General features: G+C 69.1%; 21 protein-coding genes and 5 pseudogenes. 17 read left to right on the top strand and 9 right to left on the bottom strand.

Going from position 1 to position 23,169, the window contains the following annotated elements:
• Positions 1–266: 266 nt before the first annotated feature.
• A pseudogene (locus ACWC0C_RS34330) lies at positions 267–585 on the bottom strand (VOC family protein); the annotation flags it as partial.
• 128 nt (positions 586–713) lie between these two features.
• Positions 714–1,010 carry an ArsR/SmtB family transcription factor gene (locus tag ACWC0C_RS34335; RefSeq protein WP_449199860.1) on the bottom strand — a complete coding sequence of 99 codons (297 nt, stop codon included), beginning with the start codon at positions 1,008–1,010 and terminating at the stop codon, positions 714–716.
• Between the two features lie 83 nt (positions 1,011–1,093).
• Between ACWC0C_RS34335 and ACWC0C_RS34340 the strand changes: the two genes are divergently transcribed.
• Entirely contained in the window at positions 1,094–1,471 is a 378-nt protein-coding gene (locus ACWC0C_RS34340) for a VOC family protein (protein WP_450868051.1), read from the top strand.
• Between the two features lie 463 nt (positions 1,472–1,934).
• Here the strand turns inward: ACWC0C_RS34340 and ACWC0C_RS34345 are convergent, their stop codons facing one another.
• A complete protein-coding gene (locus ACWC0C_RS34345) occupies positions 1,935–6,308 on the bottom strand; it encodes a CHAT domain-containing protein (protein WP_450868053.1) in 4,374 nt (1,457 codons plus the stop codon).
• A 68-nt stretch (positions 6,309–6,376) separates the two neighbouring features.
• On the opposite strand from ACWC0C_RS34345, the gene ACWC0C_RS34350 reads away from it, so the two are divergent.
• The 5 genes and pseudogenes from ACWC0C_RS34350 to ACWC0C_RS34370 all read left to right on the top strand — a co-directional run bounded on the left by ACWC0C_RS34350 (position 6,377) and on the right by ACWC0C_RS34370 (position 10,709).
• Positions 6,377–6,757, top strand: a complete 381-nt coding sequence (locus ACWC0C_RS34350; RefSeq protein WP_449199863.1) for a hypothetical protein — start codon at positions 6,377–6,379, stop codon at positions 6,755–6,757.
• Between the two features lie 8 nt (positions 6,758–6,765).
• Complete coding sequence (locus ACWC0C_RS34355; protein ID WP_450868055.1) at positions 6,766–7,578, top strand: hypothetical protein; 813 nt, start codon at positions 6,766–6,768, stop codon at positions 7,576–7,578.
• A gap of 759 nt (positions 7,579–8,337) precedes the next feature.
• The gene (locus tag ACWC0C_RS34360; RefSeq protein ID WP_450868169.1) at positions 8,338–9,810 is read left to right on the top strand and encodes a glycosyltransferase family 39 protein; all 1,473 of its coding nucleotides are present in this window, start codon (positions 8,338–8,340) and stop codon (positions 9,808–9,810) included.
• Positions 9,811–9,954: 144 nt separating this feature from the next.
• Positions 9,955–10,177, top strand: a pseudogene (locus ACWC0C_RS34365) (IS630 family transposase); the annotation flags it as partial.
• A 184-nt stretch (positions 10,178–10,361) separates the two neighbouring features.
• Complete coding sequence (locus tag ACWC0C_RS34370; protein WP_449199868.1) at positions 10,362–10,709, top strand: VOC family protein; 348 nt, start codon at positions 10,362–10,364, stop codon at positions 10,707–10,709.
• 31 nt (positions 10,710–10,740) lie between these two features.
• Here the strand turns inward: ACWC0C_RS34370 and ACWC0C_RS34375 are convergent.
• Positions 10,741–11,615, bottom strand: a protein-coding gene (locus tag ACWC0C_RS34375; protein WP_450868057.1) for an IS5 family transposase whose coding sequence is annotated in 2 segments (ribosomal slippage) — positions 10,741–11,225 and positions 11,225–11,615 — 876 coding nt in all. Because the reading frame shifts where the segments join, the coding sequence is not laid out codon by codon here.
• A 101-nt stretch (positions 11,616–11,716) separates the two neighbouring features.
• On the opposite strand from ACWC0C_RS34375, the gene ACWC0C_RS34380 reads away from it, so the two are divergent.
• The 4 genes from ACWC0C_RS34380 (at position 11,717) to ACWC0C_RS34395 (ending at position 14,609) form a co-directional block, all read left to right on the top strand.
• Positions 11,717–12,172 carry a VOC family protein gene (locus ACWC0C_RS34380; RefSeq protein WP_450868059.1) on the top strand — a complete coding sequence of 152 codons (456 nt, stop codon included), beginning with the start codon at positions 11,717–11,719 and terminating at the stop codon, positions 12,170–12,172.
• Positions 12,173–12,325: 153 nt separating this feature from the next.
• Positions 12,326–12,952 (top strand): hypothetical protein, encoded by a 627-nt coding sequence (locus tag ACWC0C_RS34385; RefSeq protein ID WP_450868060.1) that lies wholly within the window; start codon positions 12,326–12,328, stop codon positions 12,950–12,952.
• A gap of 327 nt (positions 12,953–13,279) precedes the next feature.
• Positions 13,280–13,951, top strand: coding sequence for a hypothetical protein (locus ACWC0C_RS34390; RefSeq protein WP_450868062.1), 672 nt, complete (start codon positions 13,280–13,282; stop codon positions 13,949–13,951).
• Between the two features lie 67 nt (positions 13,952–14,018).
• Entirely contained in the window at positions 14,019–14,609 is a 591-nt protein-coding gene (locus ACWC0C_RS34395) for a hypothetical protein (protein WP_450868064.1), read from the top strand.
• A gap of 175 nt (positions 14,610–14,784) precedes the next feature.
• On the opposite strand, the gene ACWC0C_RS34400 is transcribed toward ACWC0C_RS34395, so the two are convergent.
• Positions 14,785–15,000 carry a transposase gene (locus ACWC0C_RS34400; protein WP_450868065.1) on the bottom strand — a complete coding sequence of 72 codons (216 nt, stop codon included), beginning with the start codon at positions 14,998–15,000 and terminating at the stop codon, positions 14,785–14,787.
• Between the two features lie 445 nt (positions 15,001–15,445).
• Here ACWC0C_RS34400 and ACWC0C_RS34405 point away from each other — a divergent pair, with 445 nt between their 5' ends.
• Entirely contained in the window at positions 15,446–16,084 is a 639-nt protein-coding gene (locus ACWC0C_RS34405) for a transglycosylase family protein (RefSeq protein ID WP_450868067.1), read from the top strand.
• 568 nt (positions 16,085–16,652) lie between these two features.
• Here ACWC0C_RS34405 and ACWC0C_RS34410 read toward each other — a convergent pair.
• Entirely contained in the window at positions 16,653–17,417 is a 765-nt protein-coding gene (locus ACWC0C_RS34410) for a YqjF family protein (protein WP_450868069.1), read from the bottom strand.
• A 4-nt stretch (positions 17,418–17,421) separates the two neighbouring features.
• A complete protein-coding gene (locus tag ACWC0C_RS34415) occupies positions 17,422–17,622 on the bottom strand; it encodes a hypothetical protein (protein WP_450868172.1) in 201 nt (66 codons plus the stop codon).
• On the opposite strand from ACWC0C_RS34415, the pseudogene ACWC0C_RS34420 reads away from it, so the two are divergent.
• From ACWC0C_RS34420 to ACWC0C_RS34435, 4 genes and pseudogenes are all read left to right on the top strand, one after another.
• A pseudogene (locus tag ACWC0C_RS34420) lies at positions 17,587–18,324 on the top strand (transposase); the annotation flags it as partial. The gene ACWC0C_RS34415 and the pseudogene ACWC0C_RS34420 sit on opposite strands and share 36 nt — an antisense overlap.
• Before the next feature lie 175 nt (positions 18,325–18,499).
• Positions 18,500–19,843, top strand: coding sequence for a lipase family protein (locus ACWC0C_RS34425; protein WP_450868070.1), 1,344 nt, complete (start codon positions 18,500–18,502; stop codon positions 19,841–19,843).
• A 221-nt stretch (positions 19,844–20,064) separates the two neighbouring features.
• Positions 20,065–20,343, top strand: coding sequence for a hypothetical protein (locus tag ACWC0C_RS34430; protein ID WP_450868072.1), 279 nt, complete (start codon positions 20,065–20,067; stop codon positions 20,341–20,343).
• 40 nt (positions 20,344–20,383) lie between these two features.
• Entirely contained in the window at positions 20,384–21,247 is an 864-nt protein-coding gene (locus tag ACWC0C_RS34435) for an amidase domain-containing protein (RefSeq protein WP_450868074.1), read from the top strand.
• A 105-nt stretch (positions 21,248–21,352) separates the two neighbouring features.
• On the opposite strand, the pseudogene ACWC0C_RS34440 reads toward ACWC0C_RS34435, so the two are convergent.
• Positions 21,353–21,457 (bottom strand): annotated as a pseudogene (locus tag ACWC0C_RS34440) (phosphotransferase-like protein); the annotation flags it as partial.
• Between the two features lie 52 nt (positions 21,458–21,509).
• Complete coding sequence (locus ACWC0C_RS34445) at positions 21,510–21,983, bottom strand: MarR family winged helix-turn-helix transcriptional regulator (RefSeq protein WP_450868075.1); 474 nt, start codon at positions 21,981–21,983, stop codon at positions 21,510–21,512.
• A 57-nt stretch (positions 21,984–22,040) separates the two neighbouring features.
• Between ACWC0C_RS34445 and ACWC0C_RS34450 the strand changes: the two genes are divergently transcribed.
• A complete protein-coding gene (locus tag ACWC0C_RS34450) occupies positions 22,041–22,817 on the top strand; it encodes an alpha/beta fold hydrolase (RefSeq protein WP_450868077.1) in 777 nt (258 codons plus the stop codon).
• A 60-nt stretch (positions 22,818–22,877) separates the two neighbouring features.
• Positions 22,878–22,965: pseudogene (locus ACWC0C_RS34455) on the top strand (transposase); the annotation flags it as partial.
• Positions 22,966–23,169: the final 204 nt, after the last annotated feature.

Below are 23,169 nucleotides of genomic sequence, written 5' to 3' on the forward strand. Positions count from 1 at the left end.
CTCGCGGGTCCGACGTGCGGGACGTGGTCATGTTCGGCGGAGGCGCGGTGGCACAGCGGCGCGGTGGCCTTCCCCTGCGGCGCCACCTCACCCACGATGCCCTCGAAACCGCCACGCCCTGGCGAGTGCGGTCCGAACCCGTGAGTATTTCGGCGCCTGTGGATCGGTCAGGTACCTCCCGAAGTCGTGAACGTCCGCAGCGCGCGGACTGTCAGCCAACACGCGCCGAGCCCTGACCGACGGTCAGGCCATCGGCCTCAGTCGCATCAGGCGTGCTCCTCAGTGTCGCAGCGACCGACGCCCGATGGGGTGATCCCCACAGCTTCCAGGTTCCGCGCCTCCTGACTGGCCGGATCAAAGGGCTTCGCCGCAGTGAAAACGATCCGGTGGTTCTCGGGGGGTGATCAACGCCACGTCGTGGGTGTTCTAGGGGGTATCGGGCGGACCATCGACCGAGTTCGAGTGCGACCCACGACAGGCCTCGGCCAGGGAATCGATCCGGCTGAGCACGCGCGCGAAACTCAAGCTCATCGCTGGTGTCTGCTCCGGAACGCCCGCCCCCGGCACGAAGAGTACGTCCTGGAACGGCCCGCCGCGAGTACGAGAACCGCGTCAACGCGCCCCCCATGACCGACGCCCGGCACTGACGGGCCGTCAGAACAAGGGCAGGACGGCAGAGGGCCCCGTCCTCGCCGGGTCGTCAGCCGCGCCACTCATCGCCCGTCTTCAGCCAATACGGCTGCAAGGAGTCCCGGGAATCGGGCATCGAGATCGGCGCGGCGCAGAGCCATCAAGCGAGCCTTTCCCACCCGACGGGTCTGGGTGATTCCGGCTTCGCGCAGGATCCGCCAATGATTGGACAGCGTAGATCTGGGCACGTCCACGCCGTCTGGGCTGCATGCACTCTCGCCGTCGTCAGCCATCCGGCGGACCAATGCCAACCGAACCGGATCGCCCAGGGCATGGAGCACTACAGCCAAGTCCATGTCCGCATCGTCGGGCTGCCCCACTGGCCCTCCTCGTCGTCGCCCATATGACACCCGTAGTATGCAGATCACTTCGACGTTTCGGGAAAGTCGAAATGATCTGGGAGATGACCGTGCCAGTGCTCGCCACCCTTGCCCGCGTCTACGTCGACGATCTCGACGCGGCGCTGCCCACCTTCGTCGAGCTCACCGGAGAGCAGCCACGACTCCGGTTCAGCTACCGCGGCCTGGACCTCGCGAGCGTCGGCGGCTATCTGCTGCTCGCGGGTTCAGAAGAAGCCCTCGCTCCATACCGCGGCACCCACGCCACCACAATCGTCGAGTCCCTGGACCAGGTCGTGCAGCTCACCGAGCAACACGGCGGAAAGATCATCGACGGGCCCAACGAGGTCCCTACCGGTCGCAACATGACCGTGCGGCACCCCGGAGGCGCGACCATCGAGTACGTGCAGTTCCACGCAACCGCACGGTCAGCACTTTCATGAGTCAACCAGTCGCCCCGAAGTGGATGCGCGACAAGCGCTGTCGTGAGACGGGTTCCGGCTCGCTTGCCGTGACACGGCCACGCTGAGTAACTGCTCCTGGCATTAGGGGTCTTTTGCCTGGGAGGTCTTACGGGAGGCCGGAATCGATCCGGCGCCTGAACGTGGCTCCAGCGCGTGGGCCGGCTTCCTGCGCTTTTGCCCGCCCGGTTCCTGATTCGGGATCGGGACAGGGACGGAAACGTCCCCGTGCTGTTCGATGAGGTGTGGAAGGACGCGGGCGGCCAGCGCGAGCGGTCGATGGGCCGGCTGATCTTGGCACCGTCCCTCAGCGCTGTGGAGCTTCAGATGAGCAGAGCCCTACGGCGATCCCTTTGGGTGCCGTTTGACCGGCGGCGATGACGGTTGTCGAACCGCCGTGGATGTTGTGCCGGAACTCGCGGTACCCCTTGTCGCGGACCCGCGGTCAGGCGCCGGCGTGGACGTAGGCCGCCCAGACGTGGGGGCTGTCGGGTATCCGGCGTCGTAGCGCTCGGACGGTGTGGTGCAAGGCGTGTGCGGGTGCCTCGGCGCCGTCACCCGTCGTGCGCCGGTAGAAGTCCCGGGTGACGCGGTCCGCGTGAGTGCTGTCGATCTCCCAGAGCGTGCCGATCGCTGCGGGAAAACCGGCGAGCAGGAAGGCGCTGGTGATGTGGAGGGCCTCGTCGCTGAGCCGTTCGGACGTACGGGCGGTGCCGCAGGCCGCGAGAAAGGCGAGCCGTGCCGAGCGCGGCCGAGCCCGGCAGATCTCGAGGACGTTGAGCGACTCACCGCTCGGCAGGTGGAGCAGGGCGCCGGAGGGTGCCGTCGGGTCGGTGGCCGCATGGCAGCCGAAGTGCACCCAAGAGGTGCTGCCGAGTGCGGCGAGCACGGCCGCGCGGGTCGCGACGGCGCCGACCAGAGTCCGGCCCTCACCCAGTAGTCCGGCCGCGAAGTCGGCTGCCGCCGCCACGCCGGGCAACTCGTCCTCGGGCGATGCGACCAGCAGGGCACCGCCACGGTCCGCGGAGGCGCGGTGCTCGGCCCGGGTGCGCGCGTAGGCCAGCGTCTGGAACCCCGGCACGTACGATGACACCACGGTGTCGAGGGCCGCGCCGCAGCCGCCGAGTTCGCAGTCGGGCTGCGTGCACTGGGCCGCGTGCAGAGGCAGGGCGTTGAAGGCGCCCGTGGGCATCCACCAGATCCGCGGCCACGGCCCGGGAGCGGGAACCGGGGCGCCTGCCCCCACGAGTTCGAGAACCGGGCGCACGATCTTGTGCCAGGTCCAGGACAGCGTCCGGCGCATCGTGGCCCCGGCAGCGACGAGTTCGGCAGGGGACCGCCGTGACGGACCGCGGGCATTGATGGCGCCGATGGCTTCCCGCAGGTTCAGGGCCGCTTCGGCGATCTCGTCCGACTCGGCGTCGAGGCACAGGGCCGTGATCGACCCGGCCGTCACGACGAGTGCGTGGCAGAAGTGCCGCGCATGATTGAGTACGACGACCGGTCCGTCGGCTGCCAGGGTGCGCAGCTGCTGGGCGGACAGTGGACGCAGGAAGTCGTCGAACCCCGGTTGGCTGCGGATACGCTCGACCAGTTCGTCGAGTCCACGCGACGCGCGCAGTCGAGCGAGCCGGGACCGCTCAGCGTGTCCGGCGGGGGCCGGGTCCGGCGCCTCGGGTTCGGCGGCGAGCTGGTCGGTCAGCCGCTCGAAGTTGCCGGCCAGCACCGGGTGGGCTGACCGCAGCTCGCCGAGATCCGCGCGGGCCTCAAGCCGCCGGGACAGCAGGAGTCCGCGGCCGCGCTCCAGCAGCTCGGTGGCACGGTCGACGTCGGGGCCACCGATGACACGCAACGGGGCGCGGGGAGGCTTGGGCAGCGCATCGGGCAGACCCCGCCCCTCGGAGGCGGCCGTGACGATTGCTTCCAGGGCCGCGACATGCTCCTCCGCGGCTGCCACGTAGTCGTTCATCCGGTCGAGGCCGTCCCGCTGGAGAACCGCCACCAGGATCAGCTCGACGATGGCCCGTATGTCCCCTTCGAACGACGTCAGGCCGTGCTCGGCGGACTGCTGGTCGCTTCCCCGGTCGGTGATGCCGGGCATCGCCTCGACAGCCGCTTCCAGGTGGGACAGGGCGAGGTCGATGCGCGGCTCCGGCCTGCCCAGCGCGCCTGCCGCGGCCCCGATTTCCCCGTGCGCCCGGAACCAGACCGGGAGCGTGGGGTCGCGCAGCGCGGCGGGATCGGCGATGCCCGCCAGGCGGTTCAGGAGCGGCCTCAGCATGGCCTCGAGGGCGTTCGCCGGTTCCGCGGCCGGGCCTTCGGGCGCCCGCTCCGACGAGACCGGCGGCAGGCGTCGGCCCAGGATCCCGGCGGCGACCATGGCGACGAAGGGGCGCATCATGCCGGCCCAGCCATCGGGTGCGTCCGCCTCGACGGCGTCGACCAGGTGACCGGCCTCGCCCACGAGCCGCAGCGCGTGTTCCCGATCGGCCTCGCGGATCTCCAGGGCGCGCAGAGCCAGCGCCCGGACGAGCGTCATCGCGGTGGAGACCCGCCTCGGGTGGCCGGGCGGACACGCCGCGAACGTCCGGCGGCACCGCTCGACCAGGTCGTCGCTGATGCCGGGCTTCGGGCCGCCGCCCGGTCCCACCGTGTCCAGCAGATTGAGATACTCCTCGCCCAACACGTCGAGCTCTGGCGGTCGTTCGCCCGCCCCGGCATCCGCGGCACCGCCGAGCGCCTGCAGCCGCTGCGCGATCTCCCGGGCCCGGTCGAGCTGGCCCGGTTCGTGGCCGGTCAGGTAGTTCTGCAGGGCGTTGTGGAACTCCGTGTGGGCTGACAGAACCGCGCTTCCGACGTCAGCGGGGTACCCTCCGGCTGTCGCCCCGGTCAGCAGTACGGCCGCCTCGCGTGCGGCTTCCGGGTCGAGGCGTCCGGCCCCCGTCGCCGTGAGCGCCCGGGCGAGGATCGCGTCGATGCCTTCCGGGAGGTCGGACGCGTGCGAGCGGGCGTAGCGCAGCAGCCGCACGATCTCGTCGAGGTGGGCGGGATCACGGAGGGAGGACAGCGCGCTGCCGAGCGCCGCAGACAGGTGAGCCCGTTCGACGGTCTCGTCGTCGCCGAGCCCCTCGAGCAGTTCTCGTATGACGGCGCTGTCGGCTTCCAGGTGGTCGGGGTCGTTGAGGCGGATGTCGGTCATCCGGGACAGGCGGGAGACGGCCCTGGCCATGTCCGGGTCCGCCCTGCCGTCCGGTTCGCCGGTGAGAATCGTCAGCACGGCGACGGGAAGCGCTGCGTCGTAACCGCCTTTGCGCAGCAGTCCGGGCAGCAGCAGGCCGATCGGTGCCGTGGCTGCCGTTTCCTCCGTCAGCGCCCGCGCCTCCGCGTCGAGCCGGGCGGCCCTGGTGGGTTGTGCCTCGCTCAGCTCCCGCGCCCGCAGACCGGTGAGGGATGCGAGTACGGCCGTGTAGGCGTAACGGTCCGGCTTGTCCGCGGGCAGTGCGGCCAGGGCGGTACGGTAGCGGGCGATTTGTTGGTCGGAGGCCGCGCCGGTGGTGAGCGTGGCCGCGAGGGCAAGGGTTTCCAGGTCGATGTCCGGGGCCCCACCGCGTTCGGCGGCATCTTCCCTGAACTGGTTGACCAGACGGTCGATCAGCGGCCCGGCAGCGCGCAGCCGCTCCGGATCGCCGTCCTGCGCCAGCTCGTGCAATTGCCGGAAAACGGCGAGCTGTTCGTTGGCGGCGTCTCCCAGGGCGTCGGTCTTTTCGAGGGCGGCGAGCAGGTCGGCCGCTTCGCGGGCAGCCTCGGCGTCGCCGCGCTCCCGGCCAAGGGCGTCGAGCGCCTCGCTGAGCGTGGCGGTGACGAGGAGGTGGGCCGGGTGGTCGGCGGGGGTGTGCTCCAGGGCTGTGCGCAGGCGCCGTACGGCGCACGCGATACGGGCCGGGTCGTGCTCCTGAATGCCCGCTTCGGCGATGGCCGCCCCGACCTGCAGGTCGCGCTGCCCCGGCCAGGCGACGGGCTCGGCGTGCAACGCGCGCAGCAAGCGCAGGCCCTCCTCGGCCTCAGGGGCGAGCGCCCCGGCCGGGGCCGCCGCGACCAGCCGCTCGACCTCGGCGAGCGGGGGATCCCCGAGCAGCCGAGCCGCGTCCAGCACGGTGGCGAGAGCGAGCGCGCGTGTCTCGGTCTCTGCCCGGCCGACGAGACCCGGCGCGGCGGCGGCCAACCGCTCGCACACCGCCCGCCCATGCCGGGCCGCCCTGGCCAGCGCCTCCGGCTCCGCCGCCAGCTGGAACCGCGCCACCTCGATCCCGAGGGCCTGCACCGTCAGCTCGACGAAGCCCTCGTGCTCCTCGGGAAGGAGCCGCCGCGCCGTGTCCGACCAGGCGAGCGCACGGTCCAGCGCGGCCAGCCGGTCGGGCTCGGCCAGATCGGGCGCGTTGAGCACGTCGGCGTGCGCCGAGCCGACCAGGTACGCGAACCGTGCGTCGTGAGCCGGGTCGGCGGGATCGAAGGACTCCCGCAGGGGCTCGGGAAGACGTACGTGTGCGGGAACCCGTGGCTGCAGGAAACCGAAGGTGCTGACCACGACCGAGGTGTCCCGCTGCGCCTCCGGTGTGTCGGGGCCGTGATGGCCGAACCAGAAGGTCCAGAACACGGCGATCACGGCATCGAGGTCGATGGATCCCCCGGGCGACGGCGCGGCCTCGCGCAGCAGCGCGAACGCGTCGGCGGCCGCATCCGGCTCGCGCAGTGGAGCGGGGTCCTGAGCGTTCTGAGCTGCCAGCAGGCGTGCCGTGACTCGTTCCCGTAGCTCGGTCATCACTCGTTACAGTAGTTTGATTCACCGTCAGAGCACAGCGGTTCTCCTGCATAGGTGAGGGGGTTGCGATGGGCGAGGGGGCGAGGGCGCACCGGTTGTACGAGGATGCCGTCGACTACCTGTGCCGCAACGCGGACGCGCTGCGCGAACTGATCGGCCCCGCGCTCTGGGAAGCGCCCTTCGCCGTCGTCCGGGACGGTGACCCGGCGACCGACGAATGGCGCGCCGCCGTGCGGGCACTGCACGACGCGGCCGAGGCGGCCGGGATTCCCGGCGGGCTCGGTCTGCGCGCCACGATGGGCGTGGGCGACTGGCCGGCCGGGCCCACGCCGCGATCGGTCGGCTGGGTCTGCCCCACCGGCCGCTGCTCCCGGGTGGACCTGCGCGACGCGTCTTCGCAGACGCCGACGTGTGCCCTGGGCCGCAGCCCGATGCACCTGGTGGACTGAGGACCGCGGTGGGGCTGCTCGTCGAACTCCAAAAGCGCATACCTGACGGGTGGTTCCTGCGGCGGATGCTGCCCGCCGTGCTGTTCGTCGTGGTCGCGGCCGTGGGCGGTGGTCAGCTCGGACAACGTCACTGGAACGACCTCGCCCGCGCCCGCGACGGCATCGCCGGCACGCTGCGGCCGGGCGCAGGCGCCACAGCCCACGGTGCCGCGGCACTCGTGCTCGTCGCCGTGGCGGCGGCCGGGGCCGCGTTCGCGGTGCCCTACGCGGCGGGCGCGGTCGGCGCGCTGGCGTCCGGGGCCTGGCCCTGGTGGCTCGCGCCACTGGGACGGCGACTGACCCGGTGGCGGGTACGACGTTGGGTACATCCCACGGACCTGGCCCGGGAAGCCGTGCGGGCCCGCGGCGCCGGACGGGAACTGCGCGCGGCCCGGCTCGATGCGCGCCGGGCCCGCTCGACACCGGTCGAGCCCGGCTGTCCCACGTGGTCGGGCGACCGGCTCCGCGCGGTGGAGGAACGCGTCCGAACGGAGACGGGCGTCGAGATCGCCGACGAGTGGACCAAGCTGCTCCTCGTGGTGCCGGACACCTCGCGCGCCACGCTGAGCGAGGCCCGGGACACCTTCGACGCGGCCTGCGAGTCCCTGGTGTGGAGCATCGCGTTCACGCTCGTCGGTATCGAGTGGTGGCCAGCGGCAGTCCTCGGAGCCGTCCTCTGGCTGGCGTCCTGGCAATCCTTGCGCCGTGCGGTGGAGACACTGTGCCGCACCACCGAAGCGGTGTTCGCACTGCAGTACACCGTGCGCCCCACCCAGCCGTGACCCTTTCCGGGCAGAGTAGGGCGAGGCGCGCCGCTAGCGGCCGACGGGGGCGAGGCCGGGCATCGTGTCACTGGCGATGCCAGGCCGTCCGGGATATGACGGAGCGTCGGGCGAGGCCCGTTTGCCTTTACTGGGGACCAAGGGTGGAGACGGAGCGGACGCCTACGGCGTGGCGTTACGGTCACGGATGACCGGGGCGGGCGGACGAGGGCGTGAGCATGCGGGGGGAGGCATCGACAGCACCGGCCGCCACGACAGGGGCTGCGGTGGTGGACGCTGCGGGGACTGGGGCGGCGGTTTCCGGACCGGGGGCATCGGCTTAAGTGATGTCGAGGCCGCTTCCGGCTTCCGCCGACGGCCCCGCCGATGCTGGTGATGTGGATCGGTATGGTCGTGGCGCACAGGCCTGGCCCTCGACGGTCCAGCGCCACCCCTGACGAGCCGAAGTCAGGTAGACACTCCCCGCCGGTCTCATGGGCCGGCCCAGCGAGCGGCCGCAACGGCGGGTGTGAGGCATAAGGGGCGGCTAGGGTTCGGCTGGCTGGTAGTCGGTCTGGACGGCAGTGGTCTGTGAGGGGGATGGGATCCGTGGCGAGGGTGGCAGGAGCGGTCGGGCCAGGGAGTCTGCTCGCTCGTGGACGTTCTACGATCGATGCCTTCTGGACGCTGGTGTCTGCGGGTTCCCTCGAGCGAGGGGTGGCGTGGCGTGACGAGCGGTGGCTGGAGCGCCGGTATCGGCAGTCTCTTGCGTTGCTGCTCGTGGTGGCGGCGTTGGTGTTGGGCTGGTGGAAGTTGAGCCGTGACGATTCGTCATGGCGTGATGAGACGGTCAGCTACGCAGTCGGCAAGCGATCGTTCGGCCAGTTATGGCACCTACTGCACAACATTGATGCCGTGCACGGCCTCTACTACTTCCTGGCTCACCTGGTGCTGTCGGTCTGGGACGAGGGGGTGGTGTCCCTTCGGGTTGTGTCCGTGGTGGGCACGGTGGCCGCAGTGCTGGGTGTCAACGCGATCGGCCGGTATCTCGCCGGCCCCGCAGCCGGATTCCTGTCCGGCTTGGCTTTCTTGTGTGTGCCGCAGGTGCAGTTCTATGCGCAAGAGGCCCGCTCCTACGCTCTGGTCGCTGCCACGGTGGTTTGGGCGACTTGGTTCCTTGTTCGTGCCCTGCACGAGCAACAGCGCAGGTGGTGGGTCGGCTACACGGGGCTGCTCGTGCTGGGCGGCTGGTTGCACGAGTTCGCTCTCCTGGTGCTGCTCGCCCATGCCGTCACGCTGTGGCGTAGCGGGCGTTTGGCCTCGCATGGGCGGCGGTGGCTGTCGGCGAGTGTGATCGTGGGGGCCATGGTGAGCCCGCTGGCCGTGATCAGCGCGGGCCAGGCTCAGGCCCAGTTGGACTGGCTGGGTCGTCCGGGGCTGGGCGAGTGGCTTGGGTGGGGCGTCCCCGTGATCGCCGCGGTAGCTCTTGCACTGAGCCTGCACCGACACAGCAACAAGCGATCAGGCTCGGATGCTGGGCCGCTGAGCGTGCAGGCCGTGGGGCTGCCGTTGCTGGTGGCACCGGCCGGGTTCCTCCTGGCTGTCTCCCTCATACACCCCTGGTACGTGGACCGGTACGTGCTCTATGGCTGGGCTGGACTGGCGCTGCTGATCGGACCTGCGCTCAGGCAGGGACAGTTGGCACTGCGGGCCGTGGCGGATCCGCGGCGACGCCGTCGCACCGTGAGGTGCGTCATCGCCTGTGCTTTGGCCGGAGCGTCCGTGCTGGGGGTCATCTACTGGCAGGATCGGTTGCCCTCGAGCCGGACCGACACGGTGGAGAGCTTTTGGGGACTGACGGCCACTGAGCCGGGAGAGATCGAGCCGATCGTGTTCCAGCCTGCCCGGCGTCGCGCATGGATCCTCGGCCGCCCTGCCGGCTTCGGCCCGCTCGACGACATCGCTCTCAAACAGACGCCGCAGACGTCGGGCACGTTGTACGGGGTGGAAGAGCCTCCGGACGTCATCCGCAGGCGCATGCTGCAGTATCCGCGGCTGACGGTCTTGCGGGACCGCCCGGGCCAACCACAGGACCAGACCCCGGCGGAGATCACCAAGCGGGCAGTACTGCACAGGTACTTCCAGCTGTGCTGGGCCATTCCGATCCGAGGTGGAGAGTGGACCACCTACATCCGGCGCGACCACGCGCCAACCGATCCATTGTGTGCCCCCGGACGCGACATCTACAGCTGAGCGACGCTTGAGACGCTGCCGGCGGCGCGTGAACCGTGATCCGGCCGAAGAACCGAAGCGCCGCTACTCGTCCACTTTTCCGCCGTCGCTGACATACCACGGGACACGGCCACCGCCCCAGGCCCATCTGAGACGTCTCGGTGCGCGGGAGGCCCTCCCGGCCGACTCAGCCCTGAGGACGAGGACTTCGTCATCTAGACAGCCACCACCCGCCCGAACCAAGCTCGGCCAACCCTTCACCCGCTGGTCCCGGCGCAAACTGGCCGCTTGCCTGCGCAAGGTCCGCGGCCGGGTCATCCAGATCGGCCGCGAGACCTTACGCTGCCTGCTCGCCCGCCGCCGCGTGCTCACGTACCGCTGGGCCACGCGCCGTTGCCTGTGGTGGCCGTAGCCATGGCCGGCAGGAACCTCATCCGGCCAGTGTGCAGGGCGGACGCGTGTCCGGTCGGCAGGGGCCTTCTAGGACGCGTATCGAAAGTGCGTGCGGCGGTGGACGTGTCGTAGTACTCCTGGGGAGACAGAGGCACCTTGGTTCTCGTTTGGAGTCGTCGATGGCCGTTCGCCGTGTCGTGCCCAACATCCAGTCGGAGGCCGCGCAGGAGAGCCGGCAGTTCTATGGCCTGCTGGGCTTCGAGGAGGTCATGAACCACGGTTGGATCATGACGCTCGCGTCCCCGTCCAGCCCGGCAGCGCAGATCAGCGTCATGACCAGCGACAAGACCGCGCCTGTCGCCCCTGACATGAGTGTCGAGGTGGACGACGTGGATGCGGCTTATGCGGTCATGCAGGCGAGCGGCGCGGAGATCATTCACCCCTTGCAGGACGAGGAGTGGGGAGTGCGGCGGTTCTTCGTCCGTGACCCCGGCGGACGGGTGGTCAACGTGCTGGGTCACCGCTGACGGCCCTCCAGCACCCTGGTGAAAGTGCTGGTCACAGCCACTCGTTGATGGCCGCCACGAGGACGGTTGCTTCGTAGCGGACCGCGAGTTTGTCGTACAGCGTAGCCACGGCACGGTGCCTTTTGAGGCGATTGATACCGCACTCGACTGCGTGCCGAGCCTTGTAGTCCTCGGCGTCGAACTTGAGTGGCCGGCCGCCGCGGGAGCCGAGCTTCTTGCGGTTGCGAGTCTGGTCGGCCTTGTCTGGGATGGTGCAGCGGATGCCCCGGCGGCGCAGGTAGGCGCGGTTCTTGAGGGAGGCGTACGCCTTGTCGGCGCGGACCCGGTCGGGCCGGGTCCGTGGCATACCGACACCCAGGCGGGCGACACGGACCTTCTTCAAAACGGGCTCGAACTGTGGAGAGTCGCCACGTTGCCCGGCGGTGATCACGATGGACATGGGCTTTTGCCCCTGCTCAACGGCCAGGTGAAGCTTGGTAGTCAGGCCGCCGCGCGAGCGTCCGAGGCCGTGGTCGTCCGGCTCGACGGTGGTGCCGCCGGGCGGCTCAGCCTGGAGAACCCCCTTTTCCTCGCCCCGGCGGCGTGCTGGTGGGCCCGGCACACCGTGGAGTCGATGTTGAGGTCCCAGGTGATGAGCTCCTTGGCGTCGGCCTGGGCCTGCAGCGCGTTGAAGATCCGCTGCCAGGTGCCGTCCCGCTGCCAGCGACGGAAGAGGTCGTACACCCGCGCCCACGGCCCGTACCGCTCCGACACGTCCCGCCACGGGACGCCGGTGCGAGTGCGAAACCGTATGCCGTCGATCAGCTGGCGCCTGGTCCATATCGGCGGCCGCCCCGGCTTCTCGGCTCTGGGCAACAACGGCTCCAGGCGGGCCCACTGCGCATCCGTCAGATCTCCACGTGCCACGAAACAAGATCATCTCACCTCAAGATCCACTTCCGATACACGCCCTAGGGCCTCGTTGCGAAAGTGGATCGTCTGTCAGACCTGCCTGGGATGCTCTGAGCATGGAGATGACAGTGCAGCTGACGATCGACTGTTCCGATCCGCAGAGAATGATGAGTTTCTGGGCCGAGGCCCTGGGCTACGTGCCTGAGCCTCCGCCGGGCGGGCACGCCACGTGGCGTGCTTACTGGGCGGCGGTGGGGGTGCCCGAGGCAGAGTTGCCGGCCGGTGCCGGGGATGTTCCGGAGTCGATCATCGATCCTGCGGGACGTGGACCGAGGGTGTGGTTCCAGCAGGTTCCGGAGCCGAAGGTCGCCAAGAACCGGTGGCACTTCGACCTGAAGGTCGGTGGGGGCCGTGACGTCCCACTGGACGTCCGCACACAGCGGGTCAAGGCTACGGTGGAACGGCTGGTCAAAGCTGGTGCCACCGTGCTGCGGATCAAGGATGAGCCGGACACGGGGCTCTACGCCGCCGCTCTGCAAGACCCCGAGGGCAACGAATTCGACGTCGTCTGAGGGCCGTTGATGGGGATCACCGAAAATGGCTCTGGCCGCGACGTCGTGCATCTGCAAGTCGTCCACCACCAGGATCGGTGTCTGCCCCCACCAGGGAGGAATCAGGTCACCCCGGTCCTCACGGGGTGTCGAAGCCGAACTAGTCTTCGGTCCATGGCCTTGCGACCTGACGAGTTCTACGACCACGCGCTTGCCGCTACGGATGGTGAGCGTCGGCTCCCGCTCGCGCGCATGACAGGGTGGGAAATCAGCCCGTTCGAACCGGAAGGATTGCGCGTCGCGCCGCTGCGCCCTCCGGTTCTGCCCGAGCCTCCGCGACACGGCGAGGACCCTTCGGACTGCGAGGCGTGCCGTGACCGAGGCAACGGGATCTGGTGCAACGACAGTTGGCGGCTCACCCGGATCACGGGAGTTGGCGTGCCACTGGTGCTCATGCTGCATCCGCTTGAGCACTATGACATGGCTGACCTACCCGATGAGCTGGCAGCCGAGCTGGGGATCCTGTCCACTCACATCGTCCGCCACATGCAGGCCCTGCCATACATTTCGCGTGCCCACGTCTACCGCATCGGAGATGGAGGCGCACACCTGCACATCTGGTTCTTCGCCCGGCCCGAGGGACAGACCCAGTTGTACGGATCATGGATGCCCGTCTGGGACGATCTGCTACCGGAATACCCGGCAGATGTTGCCGAGGCAGACGCGGCGATCGTGGTAGACGCATTGGTCGCCTCCATCGGGGGGCGTCGCTCGGCTGCCGGCGAATCCCCGCACGACTGATCTGCCGGCGGACCCAACGCTCGATCTCGACACTCACTTGCTGAAGCACGGTCATGTTCGGGGAGTCCCATCACCGCCAAGCGGCTTGACCGGCCGTGGGCGGTGATCGGCTCATCCCGTGTGGGCGGGCCACCGAGGCCCAAAAGCGGCGCCAGCCCGGTCGACCGCGCACGGCCGGGCAAAACGCGCCGCCGAGGCTTCATCCGTCCGAGGCGACCACCGGACATGATGGCGACTCCCAAGCATCGAACCACTACCGAGCAGCACGGCGGTGGTGGCGTTCATGCGGGACAGTTGAGCGGTGGACGTCCGGTTAGAGTGACCGGCATGTATGAGGTCGAAGGCGTCAGAGCCACGCCCGGGGGACGTGTACGTGTCCAATTCCATGACCACGGCTTCGTCGTCAGACGCGACCGGCTCGCCGGCCGCATCGCTGAAGCGTTCCTCGGCGATACGGCCGGGTGTGTCACGCTCGTGGCACTGCTCGCTTCAGTGGGCCTCTACAGCCTGCTGAACAAGGTCGATGCACCGCATGTCGTCGCCGTGGGTTGCCTCTGGGTGTTCATCGTCTCGGCCTGCTACGCGACGCTCCTCGCGCTGCTGCGGTGGGCGGCTGGGGTGGTGGGGAACATCGTGGTCTTCTTCGTCGTCGTGGTGACCCTCCCGGGTCTGTTGTTTCCGGGTTATCGGCGGAAAGTGCTGCGCCGATGGCGCGGTGGCGGCCCGGAGTCCGAGGCGGGGTGGGTGCCTGCCACTGCCCTCGGCGGAGTGTGGCTGGGCCAGGAGGATCCGAGCACCGGCGCCGTGGTGACGCTCCAACTCGTCGACGGATCCGTCGTCGCCTATACCGCCCCGCCCGACAAGTCCCGGAAACTGCATGGCGGGTTCGACGCGCTGCTGCGCACCCGCCGCCCAGCACCCATGACGATGCCGCATCAGCAATCTGCGCCAGGACCCGCGCCGTACCAGTCCTGGCGTCCGGGGCCACCCCGCAGCTGACAACGACCGACGTCGCCGCGCGTGACTGTCCCGGCCCCAACGCCCCGTTTTCGGAGCCGATACGACCATGTCCTTCTTCAGCAAGCGCCGTACCATCCGGCTCTCCGAGCACCGTACGGCCGACAGCCCGTTCGGCCCGATGCGTATCAGCTACAGCCCCGGGCTGCTGACTGTCATCGCGCTCGTCCAAGGGCCCGGCATGCCGCCCGTCACGGTCGTGCCCGGCCGTGACCGCGGCACCCTCAGCATCAACAAGCAGGTCATCCCCACACGGCGCGGGAACGACAGCCGCTGGGCCCTGCGCCGCAGAACGCGCACCCGCACGGCCCTGGTGGGCGACCGCAGCTATGAGCTGCGGCCCATCGGGCTCTGCCGGGCCCGGCTCCTCCGTAACGGCACGCCCATCGCCGAAGCGCGTGGCACTCTGCGCTCGTACGGCTCTCTCCGTGACATTCCCGGCATCGTCGCCAGGCTGACCTGGTCCCACGGCCTCGACCCCACCGACGTGGCGATCGGTCAGGCCATGGTGTTCGCCTTCTGCCCTGTGCCTCGTAAGTCGGTTGATGCCGCACTCAACCGCATGCCGAGCCTTGTAGTCCTGGGCGTCAAATCTGGGCGGCCGGCCGCCTCGAGAGCCCAGCTTCTCGCGTTTCTCTAGGACGGGTTCGAACTGCGGCGAGTCCCCGCGCTGTCCAGCGGTGAGCACGATGGACATGGGCTTCTGTCCCTGCTCGACGGCCAGGTGCAGCTTGGTGGTGAACCCGCCGTGCGAACGTCCCAGCCCGTGATCGGAGGGCTCTGTGAATGCGCCGCCGGGTGGTTCTTTCTGCAGGTCACCGGAACAGGTCGTAGATCCGGCCCCACCGCCCGTACTCAACAGGGACGTCCCTCCATGGAACACCGGTACGAACCCGGAACCGTATGCCGTCGATGGGCTGCCGCCGGGACCAGACGGGCGGCCCCCTGCCTTCCACCCCTTCGGCAACAACGGCTCCAACACCGCCCACTGTGCATCCGCGAGATCTCCCCGCGCCATGAACCGTGATCATTCATCACCCAAGATCCACTTTCGATACACGCCCTAGTTCATCCCCTTGTCTTGTCCAAGACGCGGATCATCGCGCGGTGGGTGGTCATGTGCGCCTCCTGGCCCGTTCGCACGGTGCCGGGTACTGCAACGGCGCTGTCGTAGCCGCCGCACGAGGGCGGCGTGCTCCCATACCGGCCGCAGATGTGCGCTGTGCCTGCGGCCTGCCGCCGAAGTGCAGCGCTTTCCTGAGCCACGGCGGCTGAACTGCCGTGCGCCCATGCCCACTTGCGTGTCGGCATCCCAACGCAGCTGACGGATCGTCAGTGACGCTCAAGGTGGCGCGTAGCGGCGCATGACCATCCGTGAACTCCTCACGCCTTGTGAGTGGCCGGGCGGCACTGCCGTACTGCCTTCAGCCCACCGGAGCGCACCGGTGGGCGGGATCCGCAGTGGAGAGGAAGGCCATGACCGCACGACCACGGCACCGCCGCACCATGTCCCCACGGCTCCTGTCGTCGCTCCGCACCGTTCTCACCATCGGCAGCTTCGGTGTCCTTCTGCCGCTTCTCACCCCGGCCGCCGGCGAAGCGGCATCCGGCACCACCTGGGACCGGGTCGCCGACTGCGAGAGCGGTGGCAACTGGGGCAGCAACACCGGCAACGGCAACTACGGCGGGTTGCAGTTCACTCAGCCGACGTGGGTGGCGTACGGCGGTACCGTGTACGCCCCGCGAGCCGATCTGGCGAGCCGAGCGGAACAGATCACCGTGGCCGAAGCGGTGCTCGCCCGGCAGGGGCCGGGAGCATGGCCGGTCTGCTCGGTGCGGGCGCGCCTCCGGCGCGGCGGCGGGCAGAGCGAACCAGTGGTACGTCCCGCCGGTCCGCGACACGCCGTGCTCGAGTCCCCCTCGCATGCCCACACCGACCGCCGCCCCGGCACGTCGTACACAGTGCGGGTCGGTGACACCCTGTCCAGCGTCGCGCGGCAGGCTGCCGTCTTCGGCGGCTGGCAGCGGCTGTACGAAGCCAACCGGAAGGTCATCGGCCCCGACCCGGATGTGATCTATCCGGGGCAGCGGCTCACTGTGCCGTCCGCCGACTGACACCTGCGGCGGCAGTGCGCTGAAGCCCGCTGAGCCACCGCCGGTCCGCATCCGTACGGGGTCTGCGCCGCCGCGACGGCGCGGACCCCCGGTTGCACCACCTCCCGCGAGAGCGCCCGGAACGTGGGTTTTCCCGAGTTTGCCCATGGGCACGGCATGCGTGCCTTTGCCGCGACCGTGGTCAGCCGAAGGCTCACCTGCGGCACGTGTTTACGGCCATCGCCGTCAACACCGAGCGCCTCGGCCGTCTGCTGCCGACCGACGAGCCAACCCCGGACCGGCCGCCGACCGCCAACCGCCTTCCAGGACTTCCTGGACTTCCTGGATCAGTGCGGGATCCCTCACGTTCGGCGACAGAAGCCACAGGGCAGGCGAATCGGGCCAGACCGCCTGAGGCAGGGGCCAGATCGACGACGGGACATCAGAAGTAGGTCCTGGCGCCGAAGGGCTCCTGACCTGTCGCACGAGGCTCTCCGCTGCCTCACCCACGGTCTGTTGGTTGCCTTGTGCCACGTACCGAACCGCGCTACCGCGTTCCGGTTCCTGCCCGGCCGCCGCCTGCGTGGGCTCAGGGGGTGGGTATGCCGCCCGGGCTGGTGGGGCGGCCGAAGCGGACTGGCACGCCAGGGGAGTACAGCACGCTCACCGGCGGCCCGAGCGGCGTCGGTAGCCCGGCTGCGGGCACCAACTCATCTTCGCAGTAAAGTAGTTCGGCCCGGTGTAGCGGCCAGCGCGGGTGGGTGTTGGGTAGATACACCGGTCGGCCGAAGAAGACGTTGTGCATGCCCCAGCGGGCGGTCAGGAAGTGTTCGAGGGCGGTCGGCTCCTCGATCCGCTCGCCGACCCGCACTCCGATCCGACAGCGCGCACCGCGCGGCCCCGGCCAGCGCCTGCTGCTGGTGTAGGTGATGGTGTCCGCGTTGCGGTGGATCGCCATCCTGGCCCACATGTAGGGCATCCGGAAGGCGCTGCGGGCGACGGCGACCGGCAGCAACCGTGATGCCTCCAGCGAGCAGAACACCACGCCGCGTCGGCCGTGTCGGTCCACCGAGTAGAGCCTCACGTTCGTCTCGGGAAAGGTGCCGAGGTACGGGATGCCCGGCACCCTGAACCAGCCCACCCGGTACATCCGGAACGCCACGAGACCGATGTAGGTGAGCCCGTCGTGCGTGTCCGGCATGGTCCCGGCCGGCAGCAGCGGCGCCACGTCCGCAGGGTCGGCGGCCCAGTGCAGGAACGACAGGTCGAGCCAGGACTGGGTGAGCAGCGTGTCCGGTACCTCGCGCACCGGATCGGGCGTTATCGGCTCCGCGGGGACAGGAACGAGCGACATCGCATCAGCGTGCCACACGCTTACGGCCGTCGACCCGAGCACCCCCGGCTCGCCCACCGCAGCGCATGCCGCACCGCTGCTGCAGCCCCACTGCACGGCACACGAACTCCGCTGCCTGGTCCGGTACGTCGTAGGGCTCGGCCAAGAGCGAGGCCTGTGCGGGGCACTGCACCAGCCACTGCCCCAGGACAGCGACCTTGCCCATGCCATCGCTGTGCTTGCTCGCGCCCAGCGGGACGCCATCTGGAACCGGCAGCAGCTGTCCAACCAGCTCCGTTCCCTGCTGCGCGAGCACCCCAGCCGCCCTGGAAGCCTTCGCTGTCTGGGCGAACGGGCTGTGTCGGCCCGAGGCTCGCGCGGTCCTGGCCCTCGCACCAGCTCCGACCCGGGCGGCAGGCCTCTCGCGTGCCCAACTCCCCTCTGCGCTCAAGCGGGCTGGGCGGGCTCGGGGCATCGAAGCCGAGGCTGACCGCATGCGGGAAGTCTTCCGCGGCGACGACACCCACCAAGCGCCGCTGGCCGAGGACGCGCTGGGCCAGCTGATGCCCGCCCTGTTCCGGCAGCTGATGGCCGCGTGCACGGCCGCTGCCGACGACCTCACCGAGGCGGTCGAGGAGGCTTTTGCGCAGCACCCGGATGCTGACGTGACCCTCAGCTTCCCCGGGTCTCGGCGTCCAGCTCGGCGCCCGGGTGCTCGACGAGATCGGGGACGGCCGCGAGCGGTTCGCCGACTGCCCGCGGCTTGAAGGCCTACGCCGGCTCGGCCCCCATCCCCCGGGCCTCCGGCGACAAGCACCATGTCGGCCGCCGCAGGGTGAAGAACGATCCGCTCATTCACACCGGCCACCTGTGGGCCTTCACCTCGCTGAAGGCCTCGCCCGACGCAAACGCCCACCACCGGCGCCGAGGCCGCCTTCAGTGAGGGGAACTGCTCGACGAACAAGCCTCGTTCGCCTCTCTCCTGCCTGAAAAATCCCGGAACGGCACCGGACTTTTCCGCGAGACTCTACACAGACGTGTTACCTGTTGGTAACTTGAATCCGAATCAACTGCGTGATCCGTTTCACGGCCCCGGGGGAGTCATGAGAAAGAGCGCCATTCACCTGGCGACGGCCATCGTTGCCGCGCTGGCTGTCACCGCAACTTCGGCGGCCACTGCCGTGGCCGCCCCTTCGGCACCGCCGGAGGTTGTGGCGAAGGACCCGTTCTACACCTACGACGACAGCAAGCCGCTGTCCTCGTACACGCCCGGCGCCGTGCTGAAGAAGCGGACGCTGACGTACCACATCGCGGGAATTCCCACGCCGGTGAAGGCGGTCCAACTGCTCTACCGCACGACCGACGCGCAGGGCCGGCCGGCTGCCAACGTGACTACGGTGGTGCGCAGTCTGCGCGGTGACAGCACCATGGCGGTGTCCTACCAGTCGTACTACGACTCCCTCAACCCTGAGGACGGGCCGTCCCGGGCCGTCGCCGGTGACGTCAGTCTGGGCGGTGTCATGGCCAATTCCGAGAACCTCTTCCTGGTGCCGCTGCTGTTGCAGGGTTACAACGTCGTCATCCCCGACACCGAGGGGCAGACCGCCGACTTCGCGGCCGGGCCGGAGTACGCGGCCAACACGCTGGACTCGATCCGGGCCGCGACCCGGTCGTCCGCGGACACCGGCATGAATGCCGACACCCGGGTCGGCCTGCTCGGCTACTCGGGCGGTTCCATCGCGACCAGTTGGGCGGCCGCGCTCGCGCCGAGCTACGCGCCCGAGGTGAACGAGCGGCTGGTGGGCTTCGCCGAGGGCGGCCTGCTCGTTGACCCGGCGCACAACCTCAAGTACGTCGACGGCTCCCTCGTGTGGTCCGGGGTCATCCCGATGGCGATCATCGGGGCCGACCGGGCGTACGGCATCGACCTCAAGCCGTACCTGAGCAGCTATGGCCTGGAGGTGTACAACAAGCTGGAGCACGGCTCGCTCCTCGACGCGCTGGGCCACTACCCCGGGCTGACGTGGAAGAAGATGATGAAGCCGCAGTACGCCGACCCGAACTCGGTGCTCCCGTTCGTCGAGGCGGTGAACAAGTTGAACCTTGGGTCGGCCGCCACCCCGACCGTGCCCGGGTTCATAGCAGAGGGCGGCCAGGGCGTCACGGAGGGAACCTTCAGTAGCCCTGAGGGTATCGGATCCGGCGATGGGGTCATGGTCGCCGGCGACGTCCGTGCGCTCGCCCGGCAGTACTGCTCCACCGGCAACGAATCGATCAGGTTCCAGCAGTACAACCTGCTCAGCCACGTTCCCACGGCCGCGGCCTGGGCGCCCGGTGCGATGGGCTGGCTGAGTGACCGGTTCGCGGGCAGGACGGCTCCGTCCGACTGTGGTCACATACCCGCGGGAAACTCCCTGGCGCCGGAGAATCCGACGTCCACGTCCTGACACCTGGCGCCCCCGGAGGCCCTGGCGTACCCGAGTCCCGCATGAAAGGAACGGAACACCGCCGAGGGCCTTATCAACAAGCTCAGGTCCTGTGCGGTCGAGCGGGCACCGGGCGGTCACATGGGTTGCAGGATCCTGGCAAGTGCATCCCTAAGTTCCGGGGTGGTGTACCCCTAGCCTGGTCGGCGAGTTGATGCCCCATCAATGAGGAGTGACCTGTCATGCGTCGCCGCTCCCTGCTTCTCTCGGGACTGGGCGCCACCACGGCCGCCGCCACCGCCCTCACCGGGGCCGCGCCCGCGCGGGCCACCGATCGGACACAGCAGAGCCGCGACCGCGACGGCGGACTTCCCGCCGCGCAACACCGCCAACTGACTCTGCTGGTACAGCAGTACCTCGCCGACCGGGCGGCCCGGGTGACCGCCGCCCGGCCGGCCGGCACCGAACCAGGCCGCGGCCCTCTCCCTCACCTCCGGTCTGCTCCGCGACTACCGCGGTGACGCCGACCGCCTCGACCACGTCCGCGACCAGACCGCCGCGTTGCACAGCGGGTACACCCGCGCCCGCACCACTGCCGAGCTCACCGATGTCACGGTGCACGGCGGCACCATCACTGCCCGAGCCGTGGAACACACCGCGCTGTATTTCGCCCGCATCGCGCCCGGCGCCCCGGCAAGCACCCGCTACCGCAGCGCGCACCGGGTGGTCTTCCACCGGATCAACGGTGCCTGGGCGCTGGCGGATTGCCGCTACCTGCCGCCCAATGCGTACTCGCGCCCGCTGACCCAGTTCCCCGAGTCGATACCGGAGCCGATGCGTCCCCGGGTGGTACCGAACGCGGTCCCGCAGGCCGGTCGGCGCCTGGCCAAGGCCGATCCGTCCGGCCGACAGCCCGCTGCCAAGCCCGCGGACGGCGGTTACGACTACAGCGCCATGATCTCCTACGCCGAGCAGTGGTGGAACGACCGCAACTTCCTCGCGTACCCGGTCTACGACGATGACTGCACCAACTTCATATCGCAGTGCCTTGTCACCGGCGGCTGGCTGACCGAAGGCTCCTGGCCGGACAATTCCCGCGACGACAACTCCTGCTGGTACTGCTACGGGTTCTTCTACAACACCTCCTACACCTGGGCCGGCGCCGAGAACTTCTTCGTCTACGCCACCCAGAACTCCAAGCGCACCACCGTGCTCGACAACGCCTATGACCTCACCCCGTCGGACATCCTGCAGTACAACTTCTCCCACGCCCCCAACGACATCCAGCACACCCAGATCTGCACCGGCTGGAACGAATCACCACTGATGACCCAGCACACCGACGACTACGCCGACCGCCCCCTCTCCGAGATCCTGGCCGATCCCGCCAACGGCAGTGCGTGGCTCTACCCCCTACAGACCTGAGGGCCCCAGCAGAGCAGGAACGGACACTGTCTCGCTCCAAGCAGCGTCGTAGCCCTCCGTAACCGTTCATCCAGGATTGGGCGCGCTCGCCCACCCAGCGTTTGCGTGGAAGAAGACGCCGTCGTTCAGGATGTCCAGAAGTTCGTGGGCGATGCTCGACTTCCCGGAGCTGGAGGTGCCGTTGAGGAAGATGATTCGACCTGGCGTCATATCTGCGTGATCACACGTCGCCAGCGCCGCGTTCGGCCTCATCCGGCCTGGCTCAGTCGACATCGACGTTGCCCATGAGTTCGAGAAGGCGGGAGAGGACTCGGAGGCAGGTGTCGACCTCGGCGTGGGTGAGGTCTCCGCCGACTTGGCGCAGCACTGCGCGTTCGCGGTCGAGTACGGCGGTGATGGCGCTCTCGCCCTGTTCGGTCAGCTGGATGAGGGAGGACCTTTTGTGGGCCGGGTTGGGGGCGGGCTTGATCAGATCTCGTGCGGCCGCGTCGTTGACCATGCGCTGGACGAACTGGCGGCTCAATGTCTGCGCCCGCCCCATCTGAGGGACGGTCATGGCCCCGTGTTCGAGGAGCATGCTGAGCACGGCCCGCACCCCCACCGACAGCCCCTCGACGGACACATTCTGCTCCACCTTGCGCTGCGTACGCCGGTACAGCGGGCCTACCAGGTCGAACACCTCGGCGAGTCGGGCGGTCAGCTCTTCGGACGCCAGGCCGCGATCTGTCTCATTCATGCCACCATGATGACACCTTGGTTGTCATTCACCTCCAAGAATGACACCTTGGTTGTCATGAGTGATCTTTTCTGGCTCGACACCGGCACTGGCCAACCCCTCGTCCTGCTGCACGGTGGCTTCCTGGACCACCGCATGTGGAACGATCAGATCCCCGCCCTCGCCGCGCGGTACCGCGTCATCGCGCCCGACGCACGCGGTCACGGCCGGTCCGCCAACGCCACCGAGCCGTTCCGGCACACCGACGACCTCGCCGCGCTGCTACGAGACTTGGGCGTCGGCCCCGCAGTCCTGGTGGGCGTCTCTATGGGAGGAAGCATCGCGGTTGACACCGCGCTGGAGTATCCGGAACTGGTCAGCGCCGTGGTGGTCAGCGGCGCCGGGACCGGTGAAGCGTACTTCACCGACCCCTGGACCACTCGAACCTGGACCGCGTGGCAATCGGCGATGGCAGCTGGCGACCTGGACGCCGCCGTCGAGGCGTTCACACTCTTCGCCGCGGGCCCACACCGCACCCTCGACGATCTCGACCCGGAAGTCGTCGGCTGCCTGCGCGAGATGACGCGCAGCACCCTGTCCAAGCACACCCCAGACGAACCCGACCTGCGGATCCCCATCCCCGACACCTGGAACCGCGCCGCCAAGATCGACGTGCCCGTGCTGGCCATCAACGGCGCCATCGACTCACCTGACCACATCGGCATGGCCGAACGCCTGGCCAACACCGTCGCCAACGGCGGCGTGACATCGATCGACGGAACTGCCCACTACCCCAACATGGAGCGCCCGAACGTCTTCAACAGGGCCCTCGAAGACTTCCTACGTACCGTGTGACGACCGGGCACCTTCCCACGGGTCGAGCCCGGCTATGGGCACGGCAATTGGTGCGGTGCCGTTGACGAGACCGGCGACCTGAAGAAGGGCACCCGCACCGTCGGTGTCCAGCGCCAGTACACCGGCACCGCCGGCCGGATCGAATACGCCCAGGTCGCCGCCGTCTACCTCGCCGGCGGTCGCCCGGGTGGGGCGCAGCCAGTAATGAGGCTTCATGAGCAAGACGTGACACGGAGTCGACGAGCGAGGGCAGCCACCGTTGGCCTTTGCGAGTTGTGAGGACAACGTCGCGGGCGTTCGTCGGGTTACTTCTTGACCATTCCGCAAGCCGGCCCGGCAGCGGGAGCGAGCA

The sequence above is a fragment of the Streptomyces sp. NPDC001709 genome, assembly GCF_053596375.1.

Bases quoted from the DNA above. Each gene is read 5' to 3' on its own strand.
- ACWC0C_RS34405 (WP_450868067.1), top strand. From the start codon at position 15,446: ATGACCGCACGACCACGGCACCGCCGCACCATGTCCCCACGGCTCCTG.
- ACWC0C_RS34400 (WP_450868065.1), bottom strand. From the start codon at position 15,000: ATGATCACGGTTCATGGCGCGGGGAGATCTCGCGGATGCACAGTGGGC.
- ACWC0C_RS34425 (WP_450868070.1), top strand. From the start codon at position 18,500: ATGAGAAAGAGCGCCATTCACCTGGCGACGGCCATCGTTGCCGCGCTG.
- ACWC0C_RS34450 (WP_450868077.1), top strand. From the start codon at position 22,041: ATGAGTGATCTTTTCTGGCTCGACACCGGCACTGGCCAACCCCTCGTC.
- ACWC0C_RS34385 (WP_450868060.1), top strand. From the start codon at position 12,326: ATGGCCTTGCGACCTGACGAGTTCTACGACCACGCGCTTGCCGCTACG.
- ACWC0C_RS34380 (WP_450868059.1), top strand. From the start codon at position 11,717: ATGGAGATGACAGTGCAGCTGACGATCGACTGTTCCGATCCGCAGAGA.
- ACWC0C_RS34415 (WP_450868172.1), bottom strand. From the start codon at position 17,622: ATGGGCAAGGTCGCTGTCCTGGGGCAGTGGCTGGTGCAGTGCCCCGCA.
- ACWC0C_RS34410 (WP_450868069.1), bottom strand. From the start codon at position 17,417: ATGTCGCTCGTTCCTGTCCCCGCGGAGCCGATAACGCCCGATCCGGTG.
- ACWC0C_RS34430 (WP_450868072.1), top strand. From the start codon at position 20,065: ATGCGTCGCCGCTCCCTGCTTCTCTCGGGACTGGGCGCCACCACGGCC.
- ACWC0C_RS34340 (WP_450868051.1), top strand. From the start codon at position 1,094: ATGACCGTGCCAGTGCTCGCCACCCTTGCCCGCGTCTACGTCGACGAT.
- ACWC0C_RS34350 (WP_449199863.1), top strand. From the start codon at position 6,377: ATGGGCGAGGGGGCGAGGGCGCACCGGTTGTACGAGGATGCCGTCGAC.
- ACWC0C_RS34370 (WP_449199868.1), top strand. From the start codon at position 10,362: ATGGCCGTTCGCCGTGTCGTGCCCAACATCCAGTCGGAGGCCGCGCAG.
- ACWC0C_RS34395 (WP_450868064.1), top strand. From the start codon at position 14,019: ATGTCCTTCTTCAGCAAGCGCCGTACCATCCGGCTCTCCGAGCACCGT.
- ACWC0C_RS34345 (WP_450868053.1), bottom strand. From the start codon at position 6,308: ATGACCGAGCTACGGGAACGAGTCACGGCACGCCTGCTGGCAGCTCAG.
- ACWC0C_RS34390 (WP_450868062.1), top strand. From the start codon at position 13,280: ATGTATGAGGTCGAAGGCGTCAGAGCCACGCCCGGGGGACGTGTACGT.
- ACWC0C_RS34445 (WP_450868075.1), bottom strand. From the start codon at position 21,983: ATGAATGAGACAGATCGCGGCCTGGCGTCCGAAGAGCTGACCGCCCGA.